Annotated in this window: 19 protein-coding genes and 2 pseudogenes; all 21 read right to left on the reverse strand. The window is 42.8% G+C overall.

Going from position 1 to position 20,523, the window contains the following annotated elements; genetic code table 11:
• Positions 1-726 (reverse strand): glycosyltransferase family 2 protein (locus WJ238_RS00685; RefSeq protein ID WP_337605878.1); only part of this gene is annotated, 726 nt, incomplete at its 3' end.
• A gap of 18 nt (positions 727-744) precedes the next feature.
• Positions 745-1,794: a glycosyltransferase family 4 protein gene (locus tag WJ238_RS00690; RefSeq protein ID WP_337605879.1), complete on the reverse strand. Its 1,050-nt coding sequence runs from the start codon at positions 1,792-1,794 to the stop codon at positions 745-747.
• Positions 1,784-2,680, reverse strand: a complete 897-nt coding sequence (locus WJ238_RS00695) for an ATP-grasp fold amidoligase family protein (RefSeq protein WP_337605880.1) — start codon at positions 2,678-2,680, stop codon at positions 1,784-1,786. Before WJ238_RS00695 ends, WJ238_RS00690 begins: the two co-directional genes overlap by 11 nt.
• Positions 2,681-2,799: 119 nt before the next feature.
• The gene (locus tag WJ238_RS00700; RefSeq protein WP_524536975.1) at positions 2,800-3,003 is read right to left on the reverse strand and encodes an alanine racemase C-terminal domain-containing protein; all 204 of its coding nucleotides are present in this window, start codon (positions 3,001-3,003) and stop codon (positions 2,800-2,802) included.
• Positions 2,960-3,121: an alanine racemase C-terminal domain-containing protein gene (locus WJ238_RS11925; RefSeq protein ID WP_524536976.1), complete on the reverse strand. Its 162-nt coding sequence runs from the start codon at positions 3,119-3,121 to the stop codon at positions 2,960-2,962. The genes WJ238_RS00700 and WJ238_RS11925 overlap by 44 nt, the downstream gene beginning before the upstream one ends.
• Before the next feature lie 42 nt (positions 3,122-3,163).
• Positions 3,164-3,897, reverse strand: a pseudogene (gene alr / locus WJ238_RS00705) (alanine racemase).
• On the reverse strand, positions 3,881-4,666 hold the full coding sequence (locus WJ238_RS00710; RefSeq protein WP_337605882.1) for a glycosyltransferase family 2 protein: 786 nt from the start codon (positions 4,664-4,666) through the stop codon (positions 3,881-3,883). Before WJ238_RS00710 ends, alr begins: the two are co-directional and overlap by 17 nt.
• Before the next feature lie 15 nt (positions 4,667-4,681).
• Positions 4,682-5,398: a sugar transferase gene (locus WJ238_RS00715; RefSeq protein WP_337605883.1), complete on the reverse strand. Its 717-nt coding sequence runs from the start codon at positions 5,396-5,398 to the stop codon at positions 4,682-4,684.
• Complete coding sequence (locus WJ238_RS00720; protein ID WP_337605884.1) at positions 5,367-5,774, reverse strand: hypothetical protein; 408 nt, start codon at positions 5,772-5,774, stop codon at positions 5,367-5,369. The genes WJ238_RS00715 and WJ238_RS00720 overlap by 32 nt, the downstream gene beginning before the upstream one ends.
• Positions 5,775-6,282: 508 nt before the next feature.
• Positions 6,283-7,515 (reverse strand): DegT/DnrJ/EryC1/StrS family aminotransferase, encoded by a 1,233-nt coding sequence (locus WJ238_RS00725; RefSeq protein WP_337605890.1) that lies wholly within the window; start codon positions 7,513-7,515, stop codon positions 6,283-6,285.
• A 306-nt stretch (positions 7,516-7,821) separates the two neighbouring features.
• Positions 7,822-8,019, reverse strand: coding sequence for a hypothetical protein (locus WJ238_RS00730; RefSeq protein ID WP_337605885.1), 198 nt, complete (start codon positions 8,017-8,019; stop codon positions 7,822-7,824).
• A gap of 313 nt (positions 8,020-8,332) precedes the next feature.
• Positions 8,333-8,839 (reverse strand): annotated as a pseudogene (locus WJ238_RS00735) (aminotransferase class I/II-fold pyridoxal phosphate-dependent enzyme); the annotation flags it as partial.
• 109 nt (positions 8,840-8,948) lie between these two features.
• Positions 8,949-9,458 carry an antiterminator LoaP gene (gene loaP / locus WJ238_RS00740; protein ID WP_337605886.1) on the reverse strand — a complete coding sequence of 170 codons (510 nt, stop codon included), beginning with the start codon at positions 9,456-9,458 and terminating at the stop codon, positions 8,949-8,951.
• A 370-nt stretch (positions 9,459-9,828) separates the two neighbouring features.
• The gene (locus WJ238_RS00745; protein ID WP_337605887.1) at positions 9,829-11,721 is read right to left on the reverse strand and encodes a polysaccharide biosynthesis protein; all 1,893 of its coding nucleotides are present in this window, start codon (positions 11,719-11,721) and stop codon (positions 9,829-9,831) included.
• Positions 11,722-12,053: 332 nt separating this feature from the next.
• A complete protein-coding gene (locus WJ238_RS00750; RefSeq protein ID WP_337605888.1) occupies positions 12,054-13,529 on the reverse strand; it encodes an LCP family protein in 1,476 nt (491 codons plus the stop codon).
• A 15-nt stretch (positions 13,530-13,544) separates the two neighbouring features.
• Positions 13,545-14,270: an immunoglobulin-like domain-containing protein gene (locus WJ238_RS00755; RefSeq protein ID WP_316271313.1), complete on the reverse strand. Its 726-nt coding sequence runs from the start codon at positions 14,268-14,270 to the stop codon at positions 13,545-13,547.
• An 11-nt stretch (positions 14,271-14,281) separates the two neighbouring features.
• On the reverse strand, positions 14,282-14,968 hold the full coding sequence (locus WJ238_RS00760; RefSeq protein ID WP_316266126.1) for a polysaccharide biosynthesis tyrosine autokinase: 687 nt from the start codon (positions 14,966-14,968) through the stop codon (positions 14,282-14,284).
• 13 nt (positions 14,969-14,981) lie between these two features.
• A complete protein-coding gene (locus WJ238_RS00765) occupies positions 14,982-15,755 on the reverse strand; it encodes a YveK family protein (protein WP_316266125.1) in 774 nt (257 codons plus the stop codon).
• Positions 15,742-16,479: a CpsB/CapC family capsule biosynthesis tyrosine phosphatase gene (locus WJ238_RS00770; protein ID WP_316268028.1), complete on the reverse strand. Its 738-nt coding sequence runs from the start codon at positions 16,477-16,479 to the stop codon at positions 15,742-15,744. The genes WJ238_RS00765 and WJ238_RS00770 overlap by 14 nt, the downstream gene beginning before the upstream one ends.
• Before the next feature lie 162 nt (positions 16,480-16,641).
• On the reverse strand, positions 16,642-17,205 hold the full coding sequence (locus WJ238_RS00775; RefSeq protein WP_230107238.1) for an HD domain-containing protein: 564 nt from the start codon (positions 17,203-17,205) through the stop codon (positions 16,642-16,644).
• Between the two features lie 180 nt (positions 17,206-17,385).
• On the reverse strand, positions 17,386-20,523 hold a 3,138-nt coding region (rpoC, locus tag WJ238_RS00780), incomplete at its 5' end, for a DNA-directed RNA polymerase subunit beta' (protein ID WP_337605889.1).

Consider the following 20,523-nt stretch of genomic DNA (forward strand, 5'->3'; position numbering starts at 1 on the left):
ATACATTCTTTCAGACTTATCTATATAATTGCAGTTCAGTCGTTTACAATGAGAATATGATTTTTCATTTACAGTCCAATAATAACCTGTATTTTTAATAAATCCGATTTTATGTGCAACAAGCAAGCAATCAAATACGAATAAATAATCATCTTCATAGTCTATAAAAAAACGAAATGAAAGATTATTATTTTCAATTATTCTTTTTGAAATAATGCCACCCCATATGTGTCCAAGGTAAGATATATATTTATTTCGACGTGACATAATGAAACTAGTCATCACTTCATCGACAATCTGCTCTCTTGTAAGGATTCCTTCTTGATATACCTCATCGCAAATACTTGTTTCACCTTTTACATTACGGAATTCAGTTGACCAGAAGATTATATCTAAATCGCTATTCAGCATATAATCAATTGAATTCTTAACTGATATCGGATTAATACAGTCATCTTGATCTATAAATAAAACATATCTACCATGAGTATTCTCTAACCCTACATTCCTAGCACTCGCAATACCTCCATTTTCTTTATTTATTAATATTACCTCATCATCTAAATCATATAATTTTGAACAATAATCATAACTATCATCAGGAGATCCATCATTAACTATAATTATTTCCTTATTTATTTTTATTTTTTTTACTTGTTCAACAGTACTTTTTATATATTTCTTACCTTTGAACATTGGAATTATGACGCTTAGTACAATCTCCATAATTATTCTCTCCTCAATCTAATTGCTCTCATGAAAAATACGGGAAACAATCTGCTTTATATACTCATCTGGTTGAAATTTTTGTGCGGATTTTCTACATTCCTTCTTCATCTGTATCATAGCTTCCTGATTACTTATCATCCACTCTATTGCTTCTCTTAAATTATTAATATGGTCATTTGGATATAATACCCCATTTACCCCATTAACAACAATCTCACCATTACAATTCCAATCCGTTGCAATCACTGGGATCCCTGCCGAAAAAGCGTCAATAATAGTTCCGGGAAAGCCCTCACCTTTCCAAAAGGTAGGAAATAGTAATGAGTAATACCCTCTTATTGTTTCAGTACTTTTATCGTACGGAACCATTCCTTTATATTTAATTGCAGATGTTACACTTTTCATTAACTTTGTAAAATCATCTTTATATCCATCATCAATTCGACCATAGATATCAAGATTACAGACTATTTTTCCTGCAGATGCATTAATTTCTTCTATAGCTTTAATAGCAATTTCTACACCTTTTTCTTTCATTACTCTGGAAAAAATGCAAAATTTAAATGGTACATTGTAGCTACCACACTCAACATCAGTAATACTCAATCGCTTAAAATTCGGTATAACTTCGCAGTTTGTCACTCCGCACTCTATCATATATTTTTTTAAGCTTTCTGTTTCTACCCAGTTAACTTCATATGAATTCAAATAGTCTTTAAACTTGGGATACTTCTTAACGTATGAATTAAGATTTCCTCCAATAACATCATGATATATACGAGTCTTAAAAACCATTGCAAAAAAGCTGAGTATTGGAAAGTAAAACTTCATTCCATTTCCAGAAAGTAAAACAATTACATCACGGGTAGAAACGAGTGTAATAATTGATTCAATCAGCAGCTTAATCGGCTTTTTGCTTTTGTAGTATGTATCAACCTTGCGTATATTCCAATCAGTTGCGTTCTTTAATTCATCGTATAAAATTTTAGTTTTTATCGTTTGCCCATCCAGGATATTTTCATTTCCACCAAAATGACCAATAATAGCAATTTTCTTATTCTTCATTATTTCTCACTCTACTCAAATCAATCAATTTTCCCCACTCCAAATCATATTTATCCGGATTAAACGGCATCATTCCTCCGCTCGGCGTGAAAGTGAGTTCCGCAAAATAATAGGTGTTATTTGCTAGAAAAAAATCTACTCTCACAAATGGGAAGTCCTGACACAATACTCTTGCAGCTTCCTTCATCTGGTCAAAGAAAGGCGGCAGTTCTTCTATATCCATCGGAGTATAGTCATCTCGTATTAAAGGCATCTTCGTTCCATCCAAATAGAAGAAACCAATCTGTGCCTGACGATCATGGACTAAATCAGATGACACATAAATATATTTCGGTTCTCCACTGAAGCAGAAAAACTTATAATCAATGATGCAGTCGCCTAAGAATTCTTCACATGTAATGTGGGGCTTAATTTTAGAATAATGTGTCTCGATGTTGAAAGCGCCAAAGTCCTCCTTCATCCACTTACGCATTTTTTTGATTGCATCCTCTTTATCGAAAGTGCTTTTATCATTGCAAAGGATGTTATATGCACAACCATGATTACATTTCAGAACGAACTTCTCCGGCAGCATGTCCCACTCAATATCTTCCAGTTTTTCCCAATGTCCAATCAAGGCAACCAAGATATTTCCAAGCCCCTTTTCTTCAACGTATGCCCTTACCTTATACTTATCTGCTCCATCTATTACCAGCTGATTTGTTGGATAGTCATGAAGCTTGAGCCATTGAACCTTTTCATTAAATGTCTGTGGATTTTTCAAGTCAACCTTCTTCTTAAGAAGAATTCTGGAATAGAATTTGCACATTACCTTATCTGGCATAATTTTATGTGCAATCACCTGGCACTGTCTCCTCGCCTTATATAAAAAAGAATCTCTTTCCATTTACTCTCCAATCCTCCTGTATACTAACTACACCATCCTATCTTCAATAGCGACTATTGTTTCATCTTCCTTATACACTCGTGGTACTCTTTCTCTGATCGCACAGACGATTTTGTAGTTTATTGTGTTGTTTCTTTGATTGCAATGCTGTCTATTAAATTCTTGGGTGTCAAACCATAAACTGTGACTTGTGTCCCTACCTGAATGTTATTTAAATTAGTAACATTAATCATGCACTGGTTTATACAGATACGTCCAATAACAGGAACAAATTGTCCATCAATCTCTATTACGAGATTTTCCTTTGCATTTACCATCTGCATATCCAATTGGAATTGTTGCGACTCTTCTCGGTTCATCCGCAAAATATTCATACCCATAACTGATGCTATCTTCTTTTTCTACTGTTTTAATATGGGTAATTATGCTTTGCAATGTCATTACCTGTTCCAAATCACCGCGATTTCTTAATTCGGAAGAATGTTACAAACCATATAACACCACACCAGCTCTAACCATATCTAAATGCATTTCAGGGCATTCAAATATTGCAGCGCCAATTGCGCAGTGCCTAATCTGAAAGTTCACTCCAATGCAGCCCAGTTCTTCAATTGTCTTCAGGAAACACCTAAACTGATGCTTCGTGAAATCTTCTCCTAAATTGCTCTCATTCACAGAGGCAAAGCGAGTAAAGATACCTTCTGGAATCAATCCTTGTAATTTAAATACTCTGCTAATCTCGCTTACGGGTAATTGATTCTCTTTTCTACAAGGAAATCCTATTCTTTCCATCCCGGTATCGAGTTTGATATGTATTTTGCACTATAGCCATCTTTAACTGCCTGGTGAGCAAGACTTTCTCCATACTCTTCTGAAAAAACACATTGAGAAATATCGTTAGCGGCAAGCAGCAAAGCATGTCGCGGATCTGCATAGCCCAAGATTAAAATCGTCAAAGTAATATTGCCGTATCTGAGCTGCATAGCTTCTTTAATATTAGAAACGGCGAAAAAATCTGCTCCTACCTTTTCATATACTCTTGCAAGTTGAACACCTCCATGCTCATAGGCATTTACCTTGATTACACAACATATCTTCGAATTGTTGCTGACTTGTTGCCTAATTACCTCAAAGTTATGCTTTACAGAAGATAATTGAATTTCGGCCCACGTTCTCTTTTGAAAAGGCTCCACGCTAATATCAGATACTCTTCTCATAATTTCTTTTCTTCAAAGCTCCATAGAACATATTCCAACACGTATACCAGGCTGCAACTACCGCAGGTTTTTCATCGCACATATGGAACAGATCATAATGGCTCTTAAATTTCCTTCTGAACTTATCATGACTAATGCTGACTTTTCTTACTCTGTACTTGGCCAGGCTTTCCTTTAGCAGATATGCGCAGGTACCCGGTTTTTTATAAAGCTGAAGTCTAATCGCATAGTCATTATTCTTCTTTATATCTTTAATCTGGATAAGTCCAAATTCTTTTGCGCTATACATCATGGTGAGCTGTCCGATGTAATCATAGTTGTACATCTTACGCTTATTGACTTTCTCAGGACCAGATACATATATATTGAGGGGCCTTGACTCCTCATCTATCTTTTCATACTCTGTGTAGGAGAGTGTATAACCATTCTCTTTCATAAAAGCAATCTGCTTTTCCAACTTTTCCGGCATCCACAAATCGTCTGAATCTAGGAATGCAATCCACTCGCCTTTAACTTCTCGCATTGCTCTATTACGGGTTAATGCCGCACCAATGTTCTTTTCATTGTGGAAATACTTGATTCTGTCATCCTTGAAAGATGCTACAACCTCATCTGTATTATCAGTAGAGCAATCATCCACTATGAGAAGTTCCCAGTTCTGATATGTCTGATCAATAACTGACTGAATTGTTTCAGCTATAAATCTATCTGTATTCCAAGATGGCATGATAATAGAAACCAACCCATCAACCACTTTTCTCTTTTCCATGACTCTTTTCCTCACTCACACCTTAGTCTTCTCATCGCTGTAATCTTTTCCCAATACAGCAAAAACAGTTCTGAACATGGTGGCGATATCACCAAAAAAGGAGAAGTCTTTAATACTCGCCAGATTAAACTTCATCTTTCCCGGCAATACTTCTTCCATGTAGACCTTGTCCACATCGTCTGCAGCTTCCAGTAGTTCGGCTTCGTCTTTGTATCGAATACTCGCTTCACTTGTAATACCTGCGGAAAGAAGCAGAGTAGCGTAATACTCCGGTTTATACTTCTCTACATATTTCACAGCTTCCGGCCTTGTGCCCACAAAACTCATATTACCGGTGATGAGATCCAACACCTGTGGAAGCTCATCTAATCTGCAACTTCTCAATTTTGTTCCAACCTTTGTGATACGCCTATCATTACCGACAGTCACCGCTGTACCAATCTTGTCAGCGTTACTGACCATGGTACGGAATTTATGGATTTTAAAATGTTTACCGTAAGTAGTGATACGTTCCTGTCTATAAAAAACTGGACCTTCAGAGTCTAGCTTAATCATCACAGCGATAATTGCCATTGGGATGGCAAGGATGACCAAAAGAATCAACCCACCAACTAAATCCATCATCCTCTTGAGGACGAGACTCAACCTCTTTTTCTTTAATACCTCATAATACGGTCTGACTTCTTCAGTCCGCATGAATTTAGGAAGTTCTTCCCATTTCCTCAAGATCATCAAATTCCCCCTCTTTATAAATCACTGGAGTGGCTATCACATCACAATCGCATCTGTCATATACACTCACATAAATCATTAACTTTGTGGTTTCTTCTAAGGTGAATCTCACCTCATCAACCGGGCCAACATGCGGCGTGAACCGTTGATTATTCGTCTCCAGTTCTAATCCCACTGTGTTCTTCTCAACACCAGATAGACCAGAAAACGAGTACATACTAGGCTTTAGAGTTAATTCTCCCATTCTCCACCAGGATTGTTTATCGAATTCCCACTCAATCCTGATACTGCCGTCATCAAGGTATTTAGCATACACATCCGTATCCATTCCTGTCTTTAAGAGCCAGTAGATTCTTCGTCCCATCTTCTCGATCATATAATACAGCTAATCTCACCATCTTCTGGCACCACGCTTCCTCATATCCAAAAGGAACCATAGAGCACAAAACCATGGAAGAAGGATTATTCTTCTCATCCCACCACTCAACTCAAGTCTTATCTCTCCACCAATCTTCCCAACCACCATGCGCCAACAACCGCACCAAACGTGTTGTGGATGAGGTCATCACATTCAAATGCTCCTAATGCGAATGTGAACTAGAAGGACTTCAATAAGAAAAGAAGCAAGAAGACCAGCTTTCTTCACATCCTTCACGCCATTCCTCTTCAGAGCAACTCCAAGTGGTATGCAGCGGGCTATATTCCTATATTCTCCAGTAAGAACTTCCAAATCTCTATATAGAATTGGAATGGTAAGAGGAAGTTTCTTCTTTCTGTTCCTAATCTTGAGAACAGCGTAATCCACAGAACATCAGCTATGTATGCTCCAAATAAAGTACTGAAAATGAATTCTTTCTTTTTTATTTCCACACTTCTCTTTTCTTCTACTTCAAATACTCCCCAACAACCTCTCTAAAATTCTTAATCACGTACTCCACATCCACATCACTCAGTAAAGTGTGTAAAGGAAGAGTTATTAGATTACTGTAGTAATCAAAGGCATTAGGAAAGTCACTAATATCCCATCCAAGCTCCTTGTATGCAGTCATCATCGGAAGAGGCTTGTAATGGACATTGCAGTTCACTCCTCTTTCAGCCAACTTCACTATTATTTCTCTTCTTTCTTTATCATTCACTCCCGGAATGCGAGTGAGGTAGAGATGGTTAGAACTTTGGAAGTTCTCGCCACTGTGGACGAGATGCTTAACTCCCATCTCATCACACATCGCATCGTATCTCGCAATAATCTCTGCTCTCCTTGCCAGCAAGGAAGGATACCTATCCAACTGCCGTAAACCTATAGCTGCCATGATGTCAGTCATATTGCACTTATACCAAGGGCCGATGATATCATATTCCCACGCACCAATTTGGGACTTAGCCAAAGCGTCCTTACTCTGTCCATGGAGCGACAGTAGTTGGTACTGATGGTACAGCTCCTCATCACTAATCCCCTCTATACTTCTCCACGTAGAAGCCCCACCTTCTGCTGTAGTAAAGTTCTTGACCGCGTGGAAGGAGAAGTCCGTGAAGTCAGCTATCTCACCAGCCATCTTACCGTTTCTAGATGCTCCCAAAGCATGGGCTGCATCCGAGAAGACTATCACTCGGTTGAAGGATTGTTGGATGCGTGCACCCAAACTATCTCCTTGTTTAGGTCTAAACAAATCCCTCTTCTGCTCTACGACAGAAAAAAGTTTGTCATAATCACAAACGATTCCAGCAAGATCCACAGCAACAATGGCTTTTGTTCTGATGGTAATCTTCTCCCCCACTGCTTCATAGTCCAGCTCCACACAATCTTTTTGACTGTCCACAAAAACTACTTTTGCCCCACAGTGGATGGCAGCAGACGCACTAGCGGTATATGTATAGGCAGGGACTATAACCTCATCCCCCTCACCTATACCACAAACACGGAAGTTCAGCTCCTCCGCTGCTGTGGCAGAGCTCAGGCATACCACTTTAGAGGTATGGCAGTATTCTGCTAATCTCTTCTCCAGTTCTTTCGTCCTTGGGCCTGTGGTGATCCAGCCACTTCTCATTGCTTCTGCAACTTCTTCTATTTCCAACTCTGAAATGTCCGGTGGACTAAACGGTATTACTCTTTTTTTCATCATTGTTCTCCCCTTGCCTTTTCTATCCTTCGTCTATCTCGCTTCTACTGTTTCCCTTACTATTTCCACACCACTTCATCTCCACACTTCTCTCTTCATCCGCTCCACTCCATCTTCTTCTCCCCTTTTCTCCCTCTCACCCTCATTCATACTCTCCCAACCTTCCAAACCTCTCTCCCCCTTAAAAGCAACTATTTTTAAAGAAAAATTGGTAAGGTGGCGGGAGTGCTGGGGTAGTTTTTAGTGATTTTGCTGGTTTAATTGGTCGGAGGCGGTTGCTTTTTTAGGTTAAGGGATGATTAGGAACTAATGAATATTCCCTATCGTTTTACATTCATTCCACGCATCTATTGGAATCGTAGAAATACCTTCTATCCCCATTACATAGCCGGTGATTATAATATTAATATCATCAATAGCTACATATTCTGCATTCGTGATTGATTTCATTGTCATCTGAGTTGTCAGAGCGCTTGTACTCTCTCCCGATTGCAATGCGGTCATTTCTTGCACATCCATAAGCATAAACAACTGTTTCATTGTTGCTTTCAACAAGTATCCACTCTTCATTGGCATCAAATGTATAAAGGCGTGAATTCTCCGACTCTGGCAGAGACGAAGCTACACATTCAGACATATGAATCTCCACAAATACATATATCTCTTCTGTAGCATCGTTAATGATAACAGGACTCACAAAAAAGCTATTACCCAGGCTAATCTCACCACTGCTCAAACCAGTGTCAAGATCAAACTGGAATATTTGCTTTTTTGAGAATTCTGAAGTTTAACTCGTTGTAAAAAATAGATTGGTAATAGCATAGTCAACGATCACCATTGCCCCGTGCCGGTCGCACACTTCTTTGATCTCATCGATTTTTCCCGGCGTTCCATACAGATGAGCCACAACGACTGTTTTCACTTCGGGATACAGACAAAAGGCCTGTTCCAAAGCAACGGGATCCATGTTCCAGGTATCATATTCGGTATCAATAAATACAGGTATCCCGCCCTCATAGACAACAGGGTTTACCGTGGCATCAAAAGTCATATCTGAGCAAAATACCTTTTCTCCAGGCTGAACTCCTGCCAGCTTAACTGCCATATGGAGTGCTGCCGTTCCCGCTGAAAGTGCCACTGCATAATGGCACCCTGTCTTTTCACAGGCAATGCGTTCCACCTCATTGATATTTTGTCCCACTGTAGACATCCAGTTTGTCTCATAGGCTTCTTTCACATATTCAATTTCCGGGCCGTGCATGGTTGGACTGCTCAGCCAGACTTTCGATTCAAAAGCCTTAAATCCGCTTTCTCTGTTAAACATATTTCCCTCACATTTCCTGCCTCTTGCTACAAAGGCCGTTTTTATTCCCCACAAAAAAAGGACGTGCCCTCCGGCACAGCCTTCACCATGCCAAAGTCGCATATCCTTCTCATTCCCTCTTCTCTACAACCTCCAGTCCCACCTGTGTCTCTACCTTCCGTCCGAACATTTCAATCTCCAGATAAGCCCGGCGTTTGTGACGGTCGATCTTTTTAATGAGAGCTTCGTTGCCTTTGAGAGGGCCGCTTGTGATGATAACTCTGTCATTTTCAATGATTCCCTTGGACATCTCCACGATCTGATCCTCTTTGCCGAACTGCTGCAAAAATTCAATCTCCGGCAAAGTCAGCGGAACGACCTCCTGCCCTGTCCCGAGCAGTTTTGTAAGTCCTGTTACTTTTTTAAGTTCCAGGAAAAGTCTGTCTTTATCCCCGCTAACAAGGAATACATAGCCGGGAAACAGCACTTTCTTTTCTTTGTGCCACTCACCATGATATTTCTTCATCTGCTCACAGTAGGGAATAAAACTTTTTTCAAGGACAGCCGGGTCAACGATCCGGCTGCACTGTGTGCTGATTTCTTCTTCGTTCCCGGTTTTCACCTGGATCACATACCACATTGCTTTCCTTCCTGCTTTGCCTGTGGAGAATAAAGAGTTCCGCAATTGGAACTCCCGCGCCGGACGCGGCCGCCTTAGCGGCAAATTTCCGCTTTGTGCGGGTGCGCACCCCGCGGAGCGTTTTATTTCATAAGGGAACGAAGTTTCCTATGAAATAAAAAAAGGTATGCTTCGCCATTTTGACCATCGCATAAACCTCTGCCTGATTGTTCATTTGTGCAGATGCAGCTTTTGCTGCCCGCACATCAAGCGGAAGGTTATGCCATGCCCAAAATGCAAAACATACCTTTATCACCCTTCACGGTCCCAAACGCGGCAAAGCGACGATTTGGAACTTTAAAGTTTTGTCATAATCTCAAATTATTATGTATCAATTGCTGAAATTTGTCAATTCCTTCTTCTTATACTGGTAAGTCGGCACGATCTCTGAAACGATCTCTTTGATCTTATCGGATTCCATCCTGCTGGCCTCATCTAAAAGCTTCAGTTTTTCTCTGAAATCCTCGTCATCCATCTCTATAGGCTTTCCAATGAAAATCAGTTCGTTTTCTGTTTCTGTCATGCCTTCTTCATCCATAAGGAGCTCTTCATAGAGCTTCTCGCCCGGACGAAGTCCGGTGTATTCTATCTTGATATCCTCATCCGGAACATAGCCGGAGAGGCGGATCAGGTTTCTTGCCATGTCGTCAATCTTGACCGGCTCACCCATATCCAGAACGAAAATCTCTCCTCCATGGGCATAATACGCCGCCTGGAGTACTAAAGACACGGCTTCCGGAATCGTCATAAAATAACGGATAATCCGTTTATCTGTTACAGTTACCGGTCCGCCCTCGGCGATCTGTTTCTTAAACAGCGGGATCACGCTTCCGTTGCTGCCAAGTACATTTCCGAAACGGACGGCTACAAAGTCAGTGTCGGACTGGCGGTTCATCATCTGTACCACCATTTCACAGAGACGCTTGGATGCCCCCATGATGTTTGTCGGATTTACCGCTTTATCTGTGGAGATCAGTACAAACTTTTTCACGCCGTATTTGGCAGCTGCCTGTGCTACTTTATATGTACCTTCCACATTATTCTTGATCGCCTCGTTAGGGCTGTCTTCCATCAGCGGCACGTGTTTGTGAGCTGCAGCATGGAAAATAACTGCCGGTCTGTATTTCTCTATCACGGAGTTGACGCGCCTTGTATTTCTTACAGATCCGATCAGAGTCTCCAGGTGAAGCTCCGGATATTTTCTCCTCAGTTCCTGCTGGATATCATAAGCGTTATTTTCGTAAATATCGAAAATGATAAGTGTCCTTGGCTCTGCTTTCGCGATCTGACGACAAAGCTCGCTTCCAATGGATCCTCCTCCTCCTGTTACCATGACTACCTGGTTCTTCAGGACATGGAGGATTTCATCATTATTGACCTTTACCTGCGCACGTCCCAGAAGGTCTGTAATTTCCACATCGCGCAGTTTTGTAACACTGACTTCTTCATTCAGAAGCTGGTACACACCCGGAATGGTCTGCATTTTACATCCTGTATCTTTGCAGAGATTCAGGATTGCTTTCCGGTTTGCCCCGGTCGTTGCCGGAATCGCATAAATGATACGTGTAATTTTGTATTCTTTTACTTTATCTACAATATCATATCGGTTTCCTACAATGGGTACGCCTTCCAGAACCCTTCCTTTTTTGTTGGGGTTATCATCGATAATACAGCACACCTTGGTATTCAGATGATTGCTGGTCATCATTTCCTTGATCAGGGTCTGTCCTGCCTGACCTCCCCCGATCACCATTACACGGTCTGCCGGCTCTCCTTCATTCTGACGTTCTCTGTTAAAGTAAGAGCGAAGCAGCCGGTAGGCAAATCTGGAACCTGCTGTCAGCATGATACTGATCATATATCCCATAAAATAGTAGGACTTCGGCATATGCAGCTTCATAAACAGCATTCCGGCGATATACAGTACAAGAAGTACCATATAGGCCTGTACCATGGCTTTAAATTCTGCCATTCCTGCAAACCGCCAGATACTGTGATACAGACGAAAGCCGTAAAATACTACAATTGTTATAATGACCCAGTAGGGCATGGACCACACATATCCGTCAAGATATTCCCTGGGAATCGCCGAAAAAATAAAGTCAAATCGCAGAAACAAAGCTGCTAAATAGGCTGCCAAAACAGACAGCGCATCAATAAAGGCCAGCACAATTGCCCTTTTCACCCATACATGATCCAGTTTTCGTTTCTTTTGTTCTCCCATTTTCTTTTCCCTCTGATTTTATGCTTTGAGCGAAGAAAGAGTCTCAAAAAATTATGTTGGTCACTTATGGCCGCCTTTCTTTTCTGAGACACTTCTTTTAACCGGCTTTTCAGTCAGCTTCAAATATATTCCTTTTCAGAAATAAAGCAATTCCCGCTATTCCTGCTATTACAGCCGCTATTACCGCCATTGTCGGATCTACTGTCGCCAGCATTTTTTCTCATCCCCTTTGTTTTTCTCTGGAATCTATTCTACCAAGATATTTCCAAAAAACAACTTGTTCGTCATAATCAGCCATTATACGGTTCTTTTTGACACTCTTTAGGTGTACTTTATTGCCCGCTTAATACCTGATTCATCTTTTCTTTAATAGAAGAAACAACTGCTTCATCCGGCCACATTACATATAATGGCTGGCTTCCTGATGAGTAGCATGCCTGAGTGTCTCCGGTTCCTGTTGCCGCTACGGATTCAATGGTCCAGCTTGCTCCGTCGGAAAGCTGCATATTAATAAATTTCGCCATATCCTGCTGCGTCATATTCGTCTCTACGCTATCGCTGACACTTGCAATGATCTGATTTGCATTTGTCAGGACTGCAGGTGACATTGCTTTCTGCAGGATTCCGGTAAGGACCGCCTCCTGGTTCTTTCCTCTCTGATTATCGCCGGCCTGGAAGCTGTAACGCTCTCTTGAGAATGCAAGCGCCTGCTCTCCGTTCAGCGTATTGATTCCTTTGTGGAACTGATATCCGCCGGCCTCAAAATCATATTCTGAATTGACATCCACGCCGCCCAGCGCATCTACGATCGTGATCAGTGAAGTAAAGTTTACTCTCGCATAATAAGTAAGGTCAATACCATAGACATTTTCCAGTGTTGCCATGGATACATCTACGCCGTAAATTCCCGCATGGGTCAATTTATCTCGCTGTTCGCCGGAAACATTTGGAATAGTCACATAATAATCACGGGGTGTTGTAGTCAGTAAAATCTTCTTTGTGTTGGGATTTACTGTCATAATGATATTCACATCGCTTCGGCTGTTGGTCGTAATCGGACCGGATACGTCAATACCGCTGATATACACGTTGAACGGCTCTTCGATATTTGTCTCTTCCTGCTCGATCGGTGTATCAATGCCGTATTGATAGAGAACCCTCACCTGATCCGCATAATCCTCTATGGTTTCTTCAATAATTCCCGCAAAGGCCTCATTATAAACAGCAGCTTCGATTTTTCCATCCAGAAGTCCCTGTGCCTCGTCCTGAACGGTGTCAAACTCTACAACCTTCAGTTCTCTTCCCACTGCTGACTGAATGTCTTCCTTCATTTTCTCATTATTATCCTGGTCAGCTGCAGTCTGGAATCCAAACCGGTAATCCTGAGCATCCAGAAGATTTTCTGCCGGATCGTCCTTTTTCACTACGACGATCATATTATCCGTCTTGTATGTGGCTCCTCCTACATCTTTCAAAAGCTGATTTGCCTTAGAAAGATATACCACTCCAAAAGCCAGACCAATACTGATCAAAATACTTAAGACAATTCCTAAAATAAATATTTTATTTTTGACATACTGAAGTCCGAAGGTCAGCCCAAACAATATGAGGAGTACTACGATCAGCACTATCATGTATTTCATGGGGACCATGCCGCTGTTCCACGCTACTACGATCAATGCTGCAGACAAAAGCAGCTGCAGGAGCGCCAGAAGTTTCCCTGCCAGATGTTTCGGACGCTTTTCCGTAGAATGTGAATGTCTGTGATGACTTCCCTGTGACCGGGAATGTCTGCTGTGCTTTTCCATAACTACTTTTCTCCTTTACTGTACAACTAATGTAAATGCTACAGGCGCTGAAACATTTCCGTCACTGTCTTTCACAGAGAAGCTTAACGCATAGCTTCCCGGAACAGAGGTATCATATGTTCCATCCACCATTACCTGTCTGGATAACACATCAACATTATCTTTATCATCTACCATTCCCTGCACAACACTCATAGGATCAAATGTTGTGCCTGCTGTGATGGTTGCAGAATCACTTGTCAGAGCAATTGCAGGATTCGCTCCATCCGGAGTGAGTTCTGTCTGCTGCTCTTCTGCCTGCTCCTGTGCGGCAGCTTCCTGCTGCGCCGCCTCCTCTTCTGCCTTTTTAGCTTCTTCCTCCGCCTGCTGTTCTTCTTCCTCTGCTTCCTGTGCAGCATCATCTGCGCTGCTTTCACCGGAATGATATGTAATTTTTCTTCCTTTTGTCGCTACATTTTGTTCCTTGTCTGTAACGCCGTAATAAACGACAGCGGTGTCTTCTCCTGTAACAATAATACGATCCACAAACACCTGATCTGTCAGATCTCCGTCTATATTGTCCGTGGCGGTCACGCCTTCCATCAGACCTTCATAAGAATCTCCCTCTGTATAGGTGATATCCTGTTTTTCAATGCTGATCTCGGGCGGTGTATGATCCTTGCTGATATAGATAAAAACAGATACCGCACCAAGAATCACACAGGCTGCCGCCATCATCATCCATATGACACGCTGCTTCATTTCTTTATCCTCTATTTCTTTCCGTAATCTCCGTAATACTGTCCATAGTATTTTCCGTAATATTTGTTCTGCTTCATATTTACTTTATTCAGCACAACTCCAAGGATCGGGCATCCTGCTTTTTCCAGCTGCTCCTTTACTGTCCTTGCAAATTTATAACTGATCGTATGTGCCGAGATGACCAGCACAGAAGCATCACACACTCTTGCAATGATGGCGCTGTCAATGACGCTTCCAAGAGGAGGCGCATCAATAATAATGTAGTCGTATACTTTTCTGGCGCTTGAGATCAGTGCCTCGAATCGCTTTTGTCCAAGGAGCTCTGCCGGATTGGGCGGAACAACTCCTGCAAACATGACAACAAGTCCCGGCTCCTGGGTCTTGTACATTACCTCTTCCACCTCTGCCTGTCCGGACAGGAAATGGCTTAAGCCCTTTACCTCTTCTGTCACTCTGTGACGTCCTACCAGAACAGATTTTCTAAGGTCAGCGTCAATAAAGAGAACTTTCTTGCCGCTTTCCGCCAGTGACATGGACAGTCCCAGGGAAACGGTACTCTTTCCTTCATTGGGAGTACAGCTTGTCAGAACGATAACCTTATTGTCCGCACCGGAAAACTCTATATTGGTCCGAAGTGTTTTGTAAGCTTCGTTGCTTCGGTAATCTTTCGCTATATTTTTTAATGTAATCTCCTGCATCGTCTATCCCTCCTTATCTCCTCATTTGTTTTTCCAGTTTTCTGGAAGATAATCCCTTTACTTTCTTGGATTTCTTCACACCCTCCTGGATCGGGATAGAAGTCAGGGTATTTAATCCCAGATAGTATTCCACATCGTCTGGTGTTTTAATCGTATCGTCCAGGACAAAGATCAGTATGATAATTCCGGCTGCGATCAAAATGCCCAAAAGTCCGCCAATAGCAATATTCTTCATTACGCTTGGTGAAGAAGGTTCTGTAGGAAGATTGGCTTCCTCTATTGTATTTACGGCGTCCGCTTCCATGATCTCAGTGATCTGAATGCTGACAGAATCTCTTAATGCATCTGCAATCTCTTTTGCCATCTTGGGATCTTCATTTTCCACGCCGATCGTCAGAATACGGCTCTCTGCTGTATTTTCTGTTGTAATGGAATTTTTCAGCTCTTCTGTGGTCATATCCAGATTAAGGACAGCGATCACCTGCTCCAGCACCGGCCGGCTGCTTACCAGTTCCATATAGTCCTGCGTCAGCTGGGTACTTGTCTGCAGATCATTGTAGGTGACGCTGGCATTTCCTTCTGTTCTGGAAAGGACATACATGCTGGTTGTGGAAGTATACATCGGTGTCATAAAGAGTTTGGTCCCCACAAAGGCAACCAGCGCCATCAGGATCCCTGCAAGGATGATCAGATGGATCTTATTCCACAAAGCCAGAAACAATTCCGTAAGATCAATGGTTATTTCTTCATTTTCAAAATCGCGGTTTGTTGTTTTATCTTGACTCATTCTTCTTCTTTTTCTTCAGCATGTCAGCCGCATTGCTGAAAAATATCCTCCTCATATATTCTTCTCCGTATTTTTTCCGTACATACTCTGCTGCTTTTTTCATACGAGGCGCGCGATGCCTCGGACTATGCGCATCTGTTCCCACACAGAACACCATCTCATCTGCTAAGAGTTCCTTGACAAATTTCTTCACTTTGCGCCCGCCGTCTCCGGCAATGCTTCCTGCATTTACCTGAATCAGCACGCCCATGTCAGCAAGATGATCTGCAAGAGTGATATCTTCCCTGATACAGTTATATCTTTCAATATGCGCCAGAATTACAGTGAACCCCTTCATTTGTATCTGCTGGATCCCCTGCTGGATATATTCGAATGTATCCATAGGAGAAAATTCCACCAGCACGGTTCCGCTTCCGTTCATTGTCAAAATCTGCCGTTCCTTCAGCTTTGCAGGAACATCCTGCCCAAAGTAAATTTCAGTCCCCAGAAAAATCTTCATTTTCTCATCGATCTTCCGGGCTTCCAGTCTGACCTTTTTAATCTGCTCCCGCAGTATCTCCGGCGCTTCCTTTCCTCTTTTCGGGTGATGGTGCGGTGTTGCAATGATATAGCGTATCCCTTCATCATGTGCGATCTGCAGCATGCGTATGGTATCTTCCATACTCTGGGCACCGTCATCCACACCTGGAAGTATATGGCAATGCATATCAATAAACCTGTCCATTTTCTGCCCTCTCCTGCTTCGTTCTAAGATATCCGTTTTTGCCCAATCATTATACTCCAGTTTTCTGCCATAATCAATTAATAATCATATCATAAAGGTGTTAATTTTTGTATATTCCTGCATGAATAACAGGATTTTTGTAAAAAAATGGCGAATTTCCTTCTATAAACCGATCTGATCTGCAATAGCCCCCATCTCTTCCAGCGCAACATCGATCAGGTCATCTAATGAAAGGCCTGTAAATTCGATCATTTCCATATAATCCCGGTTTGCCCCTTTTGCAAAACGAAGCTCATTAAAACGCTTCATAACAGATTTATGCTTTACACTGGCAATTTTTTTATCCGGATAGATCTGGGCAACAGCTTTGACAAATCCGCTCATGGGATCCGCTGCCAGCAAAGCATACTGGATATTTGTCTTGGCTTTCATTCCGCATTTTGGATTGTGAGCCTTGATCGCGTCAAAAAGAACCGGGTCGTCAATTCCTTCTTTTTTCAGAATTTCTACAGATGTAGGACCGTGAACACTCATATCATGCTGCCAGTCACACTGTTCTTCATCAAGGTCATGCAGAAGGCCTGCGATTCCCCAGTATTCTACCTGATCCGGCGCCAGCCTTTTAGCCAGTCCCCTCATGATGGCTTCTACTGCATACGAATGAGTAATATAATTCTCCCCCTTCATATATTTCAGTAAAATTTCATGTGCCTGTTCTCGGTTCATTTCTAATTCCTCCTGTCTTTCTTCTATATCCTGTTTATTTTACCATATTTCACGGAATATGGACACTGTTTCTTTTTTCCTGTTAGGCTTTTTCTATTATTTCTTACTGTCTTTTCAACGCACAATATGCTTTTTAAAAGGACAGCGCCCATATGAGCGCTGTCCTTTTCATTTCGTCTCTTATTCCAGAATCAGATCTTCTGAAGTTTCTGCCGTCATTTCCGCATCTTCTGCAAAAATGTCGTCCTCCTCCGGAAATTCTTCCTTTTCTAATTCTGTATCCAGTTTTACATCGCGGTATTTTCTCATTCCTGTACCTGCCGGAATGTGTTTACCGATAATAACATTTTCCTTCAGACCTACCAGCGGATCGATCTTTCCTTTGATAGCTGCTTCTGTCAGTACCTTTGTCGTCTCCTGGAAGGATGCTGCGGACAGGAAGGAATTCGTTGCCAGAGATGCTTTTGTGATACCAAGCATGATCTGTTCGCCTGTTGCAGGTTCTTTTCCTTCTGCTTCCAGCTCAATGTTCTTATCTTCAAATTCCAGTGCGTCAACCATCGTTCCCGGAAGGAAATCGGAATCCCCGCTCTCTTCCACACGAACTTTCTTCAGCATCTGGCGGACAATGACCTCGATGTGCTTATCATTGATCTCAACACCCTGGAGACGGTATACTCTCTGCACTTCCTGGATCATGTAATCCTGTACGGCGCGAAGTCCTTTGATCTTCAGGATATCATGCGGATTTACGCTACCTTCTGTCAGCTCATCGCCGGCTTCAAGCTCTGCTCCGTCCTGAATCTTGATTCTGGAGCCGTAAGGAATGAGATAAGCCTTGGACTCGCCAGTCTCTTCATTTGTAACGATGATCTCGCGTTTTTTCTTTGTATCGTTGATGACAGCCTTGCCGCCGAACTCTGTGATGATTGCAAGACCCTTCGGCTTTCTGGCCTCAAAGAGCTCTTCGACACGGGGAAGACCCTGTGTGATGTCATCGCCGGCAACACCACCGGTATGGAACGTACGCATGGTAAGCTGTGTACCCGGTTCACCGATAGACTGTGCGGCAATGATTCCCACCGCTTCGCCAACCTGTACCGGTTCACCTGTAGCCATGTTTGCGCCATAGCATTTTGCACATACGCCCATATGGGATTTACATGTAAGGATTGTACGGATCTTAATCTTCTTAAGAGGTTCTCCGTTCTCATCCACACCTTTTTTCATGATCAGCTCCGCTCTCTTCGGCGTTACCATATGGTTTGCCTTTACGAGCACATTGCCGTCTTTATCTTTAATGCTTTCGCACAGGTAGCGTCCTGTAATACGCTCCTGCAGGCTTTCGATCTCTTCATTTCCGTCCATGAATGCTTTTACATACATTCCCGGGATCTCTCCGCCTTCCGGACGGCAGTCTACTTCATGAATGATCAGTTCCTGTGAAACGTCAACCAGACGTCTTGTCAGGTAACCTGAGTCGGCTGTACGAAGAGCGGTATCAGACAGACCTTTACGCGCTCCGTGAGCAGACATGAAATATTCCAGTACGTCAAGACCTTCACGGAAGTTGGACTTGATAGGCAGCTCGATGGTACGTCCTGTTGTATCTGCCATCAGACCACGCATACCTGCAAGCTGTTTGATCTGCTTGTCGGAACCACGGGCTCCTGAATCAGCCATCATAAAGATGTTATTGTATTTATCCAGACCAGAAAGAAGCGCCTCTGTCAGAGCATCGTCTGTTGCTTTCCATGTCTCAACAACTTCTTTGTAACGTTCTTCTTCCGTGATCAGACCACGTTTGTAGTTCTTGGTAATCCTGTCTACCGTTTCCTGTGCCTCTTCGATCATCTGCGGCTTCTGCGGAGGTACTGTCATATCGGAAATAGATACAGTCATAGCTGCTCTTGTAGAATATTTGTATCCGATCGCCTTTACATTGTCCAGAACTTCCGCTGTCGCGGTTGCTCCATGGGTATTAATTACTTTCTCCAGGATCTGTTTGAGCTGTTTCTTTCCTACATGGAAATCAATCTCCGGAAGCAGCTCGTTTCCTTCGATCTCACGATCTACGAACCCAAGATCCTGCGGAATGATCTCATTGAAGAGGAATCTTCCCAGGGTAGATTCCACTGTTCCCGATTTCACCGTTCCGTCCGGCATTGTCTTTGTCACGCGGACTTTGATCTTGGAATGAAGGGTGATGGCCTCGTTTTCATAGGCAAGGATCGCCTCATTTACACTCTTGAATACCTTCCCTTCTCCCAGTGCTCCCGGTCTTTCCTGTGTCAGATAGTAGATACCAAGCACCATATCCTGTGAAGGAACTGCCACCGGTCCACCGTCTGAAGGCTTCAGAAGGTTGTTTGGTGAAAGCAGAAGGAAACGGCACTCTGCCTGCGCTTCCACAGAAAGGGGAAGATGGACAGCCATCTGGTCTCCGTCGAAGTCAGCATTGTAGGCAGTACATACAAGCGGATGCAGCTTGATCGCTTTACCTTCAACAAGAATCGGCTCAAACGCCTGGATACCAAGCCTGTGCAGGGTAGGGGCACGGTTCAGCATAACCGGGTGCTCTTTGATGACATCTTCCAGCACATCCCAAACCTCTGGCTGCAGCCTTTCTACCATTTTCTTTGCATTTTTGATATTGTGCGCTGTTCCGTTCTGAACCAGCTCTTTCATAACAAAAGGCTTGAACAGCTCAATTGCCATTTCTTTGGGCAGACCGCACTGATAAATCTTCAGTTCCGGTCCTACAACGATAACGGAACGTCCGGAATAGTCTACACGTTTTCCCAGAAGGTTCTGACGGAAACGTCCGGATTTTCCTTTCAGCATATCGGAAAGAGATTTCAGGGCGCGGTTTCCAGGTCCGGTTACCGGACGGCCTCTTCTTCCATTGTCAATGAGGGCGTCTACCGCCTCCTGCAGCATTCTCTTTTCGTTTCTTACGATAATGTCCGGTGCGCCCAGCTCAAGCAGGCGTTTCAGACGGTTATTTCTGTTGATGATTCTTCTGTAGAGATCATTGAGGTCGCTGGTTGCAAAACGTCCGCCGTCCAGCTGTACCATCGGACGAAGATCCGGCGGAATAACCGGAATTGCAGTCATGATCATCCACTCCGGCTTATTTCCGGATTCACGGAATGCTTCCACAACTTCCAGACGTTTCACGATCCTTGCACGTTTCTGTCCGGTAGCGCCTTCAAGTCCTGCCTGAAGTTCCTCATATTCCTTATCCAGGTCGATCGCTTCCAGAAGTTCTTTGATGGATTCAGCGCCCATTCCCACACGGAATGCGCTTCCCCATTT

The organism is Claveliimonas sp. (assembly GCF_037273965.1).
GTDB lineage: Bacteria > Bacillota > Clostridia > Lachnospirales > Lachnospiraceae > Claveliimonas > Claveliimonas bilis.

Bases quoted from the DNA above. Each gene is read 5' to 3' on its own strand.
- WJ238_RS00690 (WP_337605879.1), bottom strand. From the start codon at position 1,794: ATGAAGAATAAGAAAATTGCTATTATTGGTCATTTTGGTGGAAATGAA.
- WJ238_RS00695 (WP_337605880.1), bottom strand. From the start codon at position 2,680: ATGGAAAGAGATTCTTTTTTATATAAGGCGAGGAGACAGTGCCAGGTG.
- WJ238_RS00700 (WP_524536975.1), bottom strand. From the start codon at position 3,003: ATGCAGATGGTAAATGCAAAGGAAAATCTCGTAATAGAGATTGATGGA.
- WJ238_RS11925 (WP_524536976.1), bottom strand. From the start codon at position 3,121: ATGACATTGCAAAGCATAATTACCCATATTAAAACAGTAGAAAAAGAA.
- WJ238_RS00710 (WP_337605882.1), bottom strand. From the start codon at position 4,666: ATGGAAAAGAGAAAAGTGGTTGATGGGTTGGTTTCTATTATCATGCCA.
- WJ238_RS00715 (WP_337605883.1), bottom strand. From the start codon at position 5,398: ATGATCTTGAGGAAATGGGAAGAACTTCCTAAATTCATGCGGACTGAA.
- WJ238_RS00720 (WP_337605884.1), bottom strand. From the start codon at position 5,774: ATGATCGAGAAGATGGGACGAAGAATCTACTGGCTCTTAAAGACAGGA.
- WJ238_RS00725 (WP_337605890.1), bottom strand. From the start codon at position 7,515: ATGAAAAAAAGAGTAATACCGTTTAGTCCACCGGACATTTCAGAGTTG.
- WJ238_RS00730 (WP_337605885.1), bottom strand. From the start codon at position 8,019: ATGACCGCATTGCAATCGGGAGAGAGTACAAGCGCTCTGACAACTCAG.
- loaP (WP_337605886.1), bottom strand. From the start codon at position 9,458: ATGTGGTATGTGATCCAGGTGAAAACCGGGAACGAAGAAGAAATCAGC.
- WJ238_RS00745 (WP_337605887.1), bottom strand. From the start codon at position 11,721: ATGGGAGAACAAAAGAAACGAAAACTGGATCATGTATGGGTGAAAAGG.
- WJ238_RS00750 (WP_337605888.1), bottom strand. From the start codon at position 13,529: ATGGAAAAGCACAGCAGACATTCCCGGTCACAGGGAAGTCATCACAGA.
- WJ238_RS00755 (WP_316271313.1), bottom strand. From the start codon at position 14,270: ATGAAGCAGCGTGTCATATGGATGATGATGGCGGCAGCCTGTGTGATT.
- WJ238_RS00760 (WP_316266126.1), bottom strand. From the start codon at position 14,968: ATGCAGGAGATTACATTAAAAAATATAGCGAAAGATTACCGAAGCAAC.
- WJ238_RS00765 (WP_316266125.1), bottom strand. From the start codon at position 15,755: ATGAGTCAAGATAAAACAACAAACCGCGATTTTGAAAATGAAGAAATA.
- WJ238_RS00770 (WP_316268028.1), bottom strand. From the start codon at position 16,479: ATGGACAGGTTTATTGATATGCATTGCCATATACTTCCAGGTGTGGAT.
- WJ238_RS00775 (WP_230107238.1), bottom strand. From the start codon at position 17,205: ATGAACCGAGAACAGGCACATGAAATTTTACTGAAATATATGAAGGGG.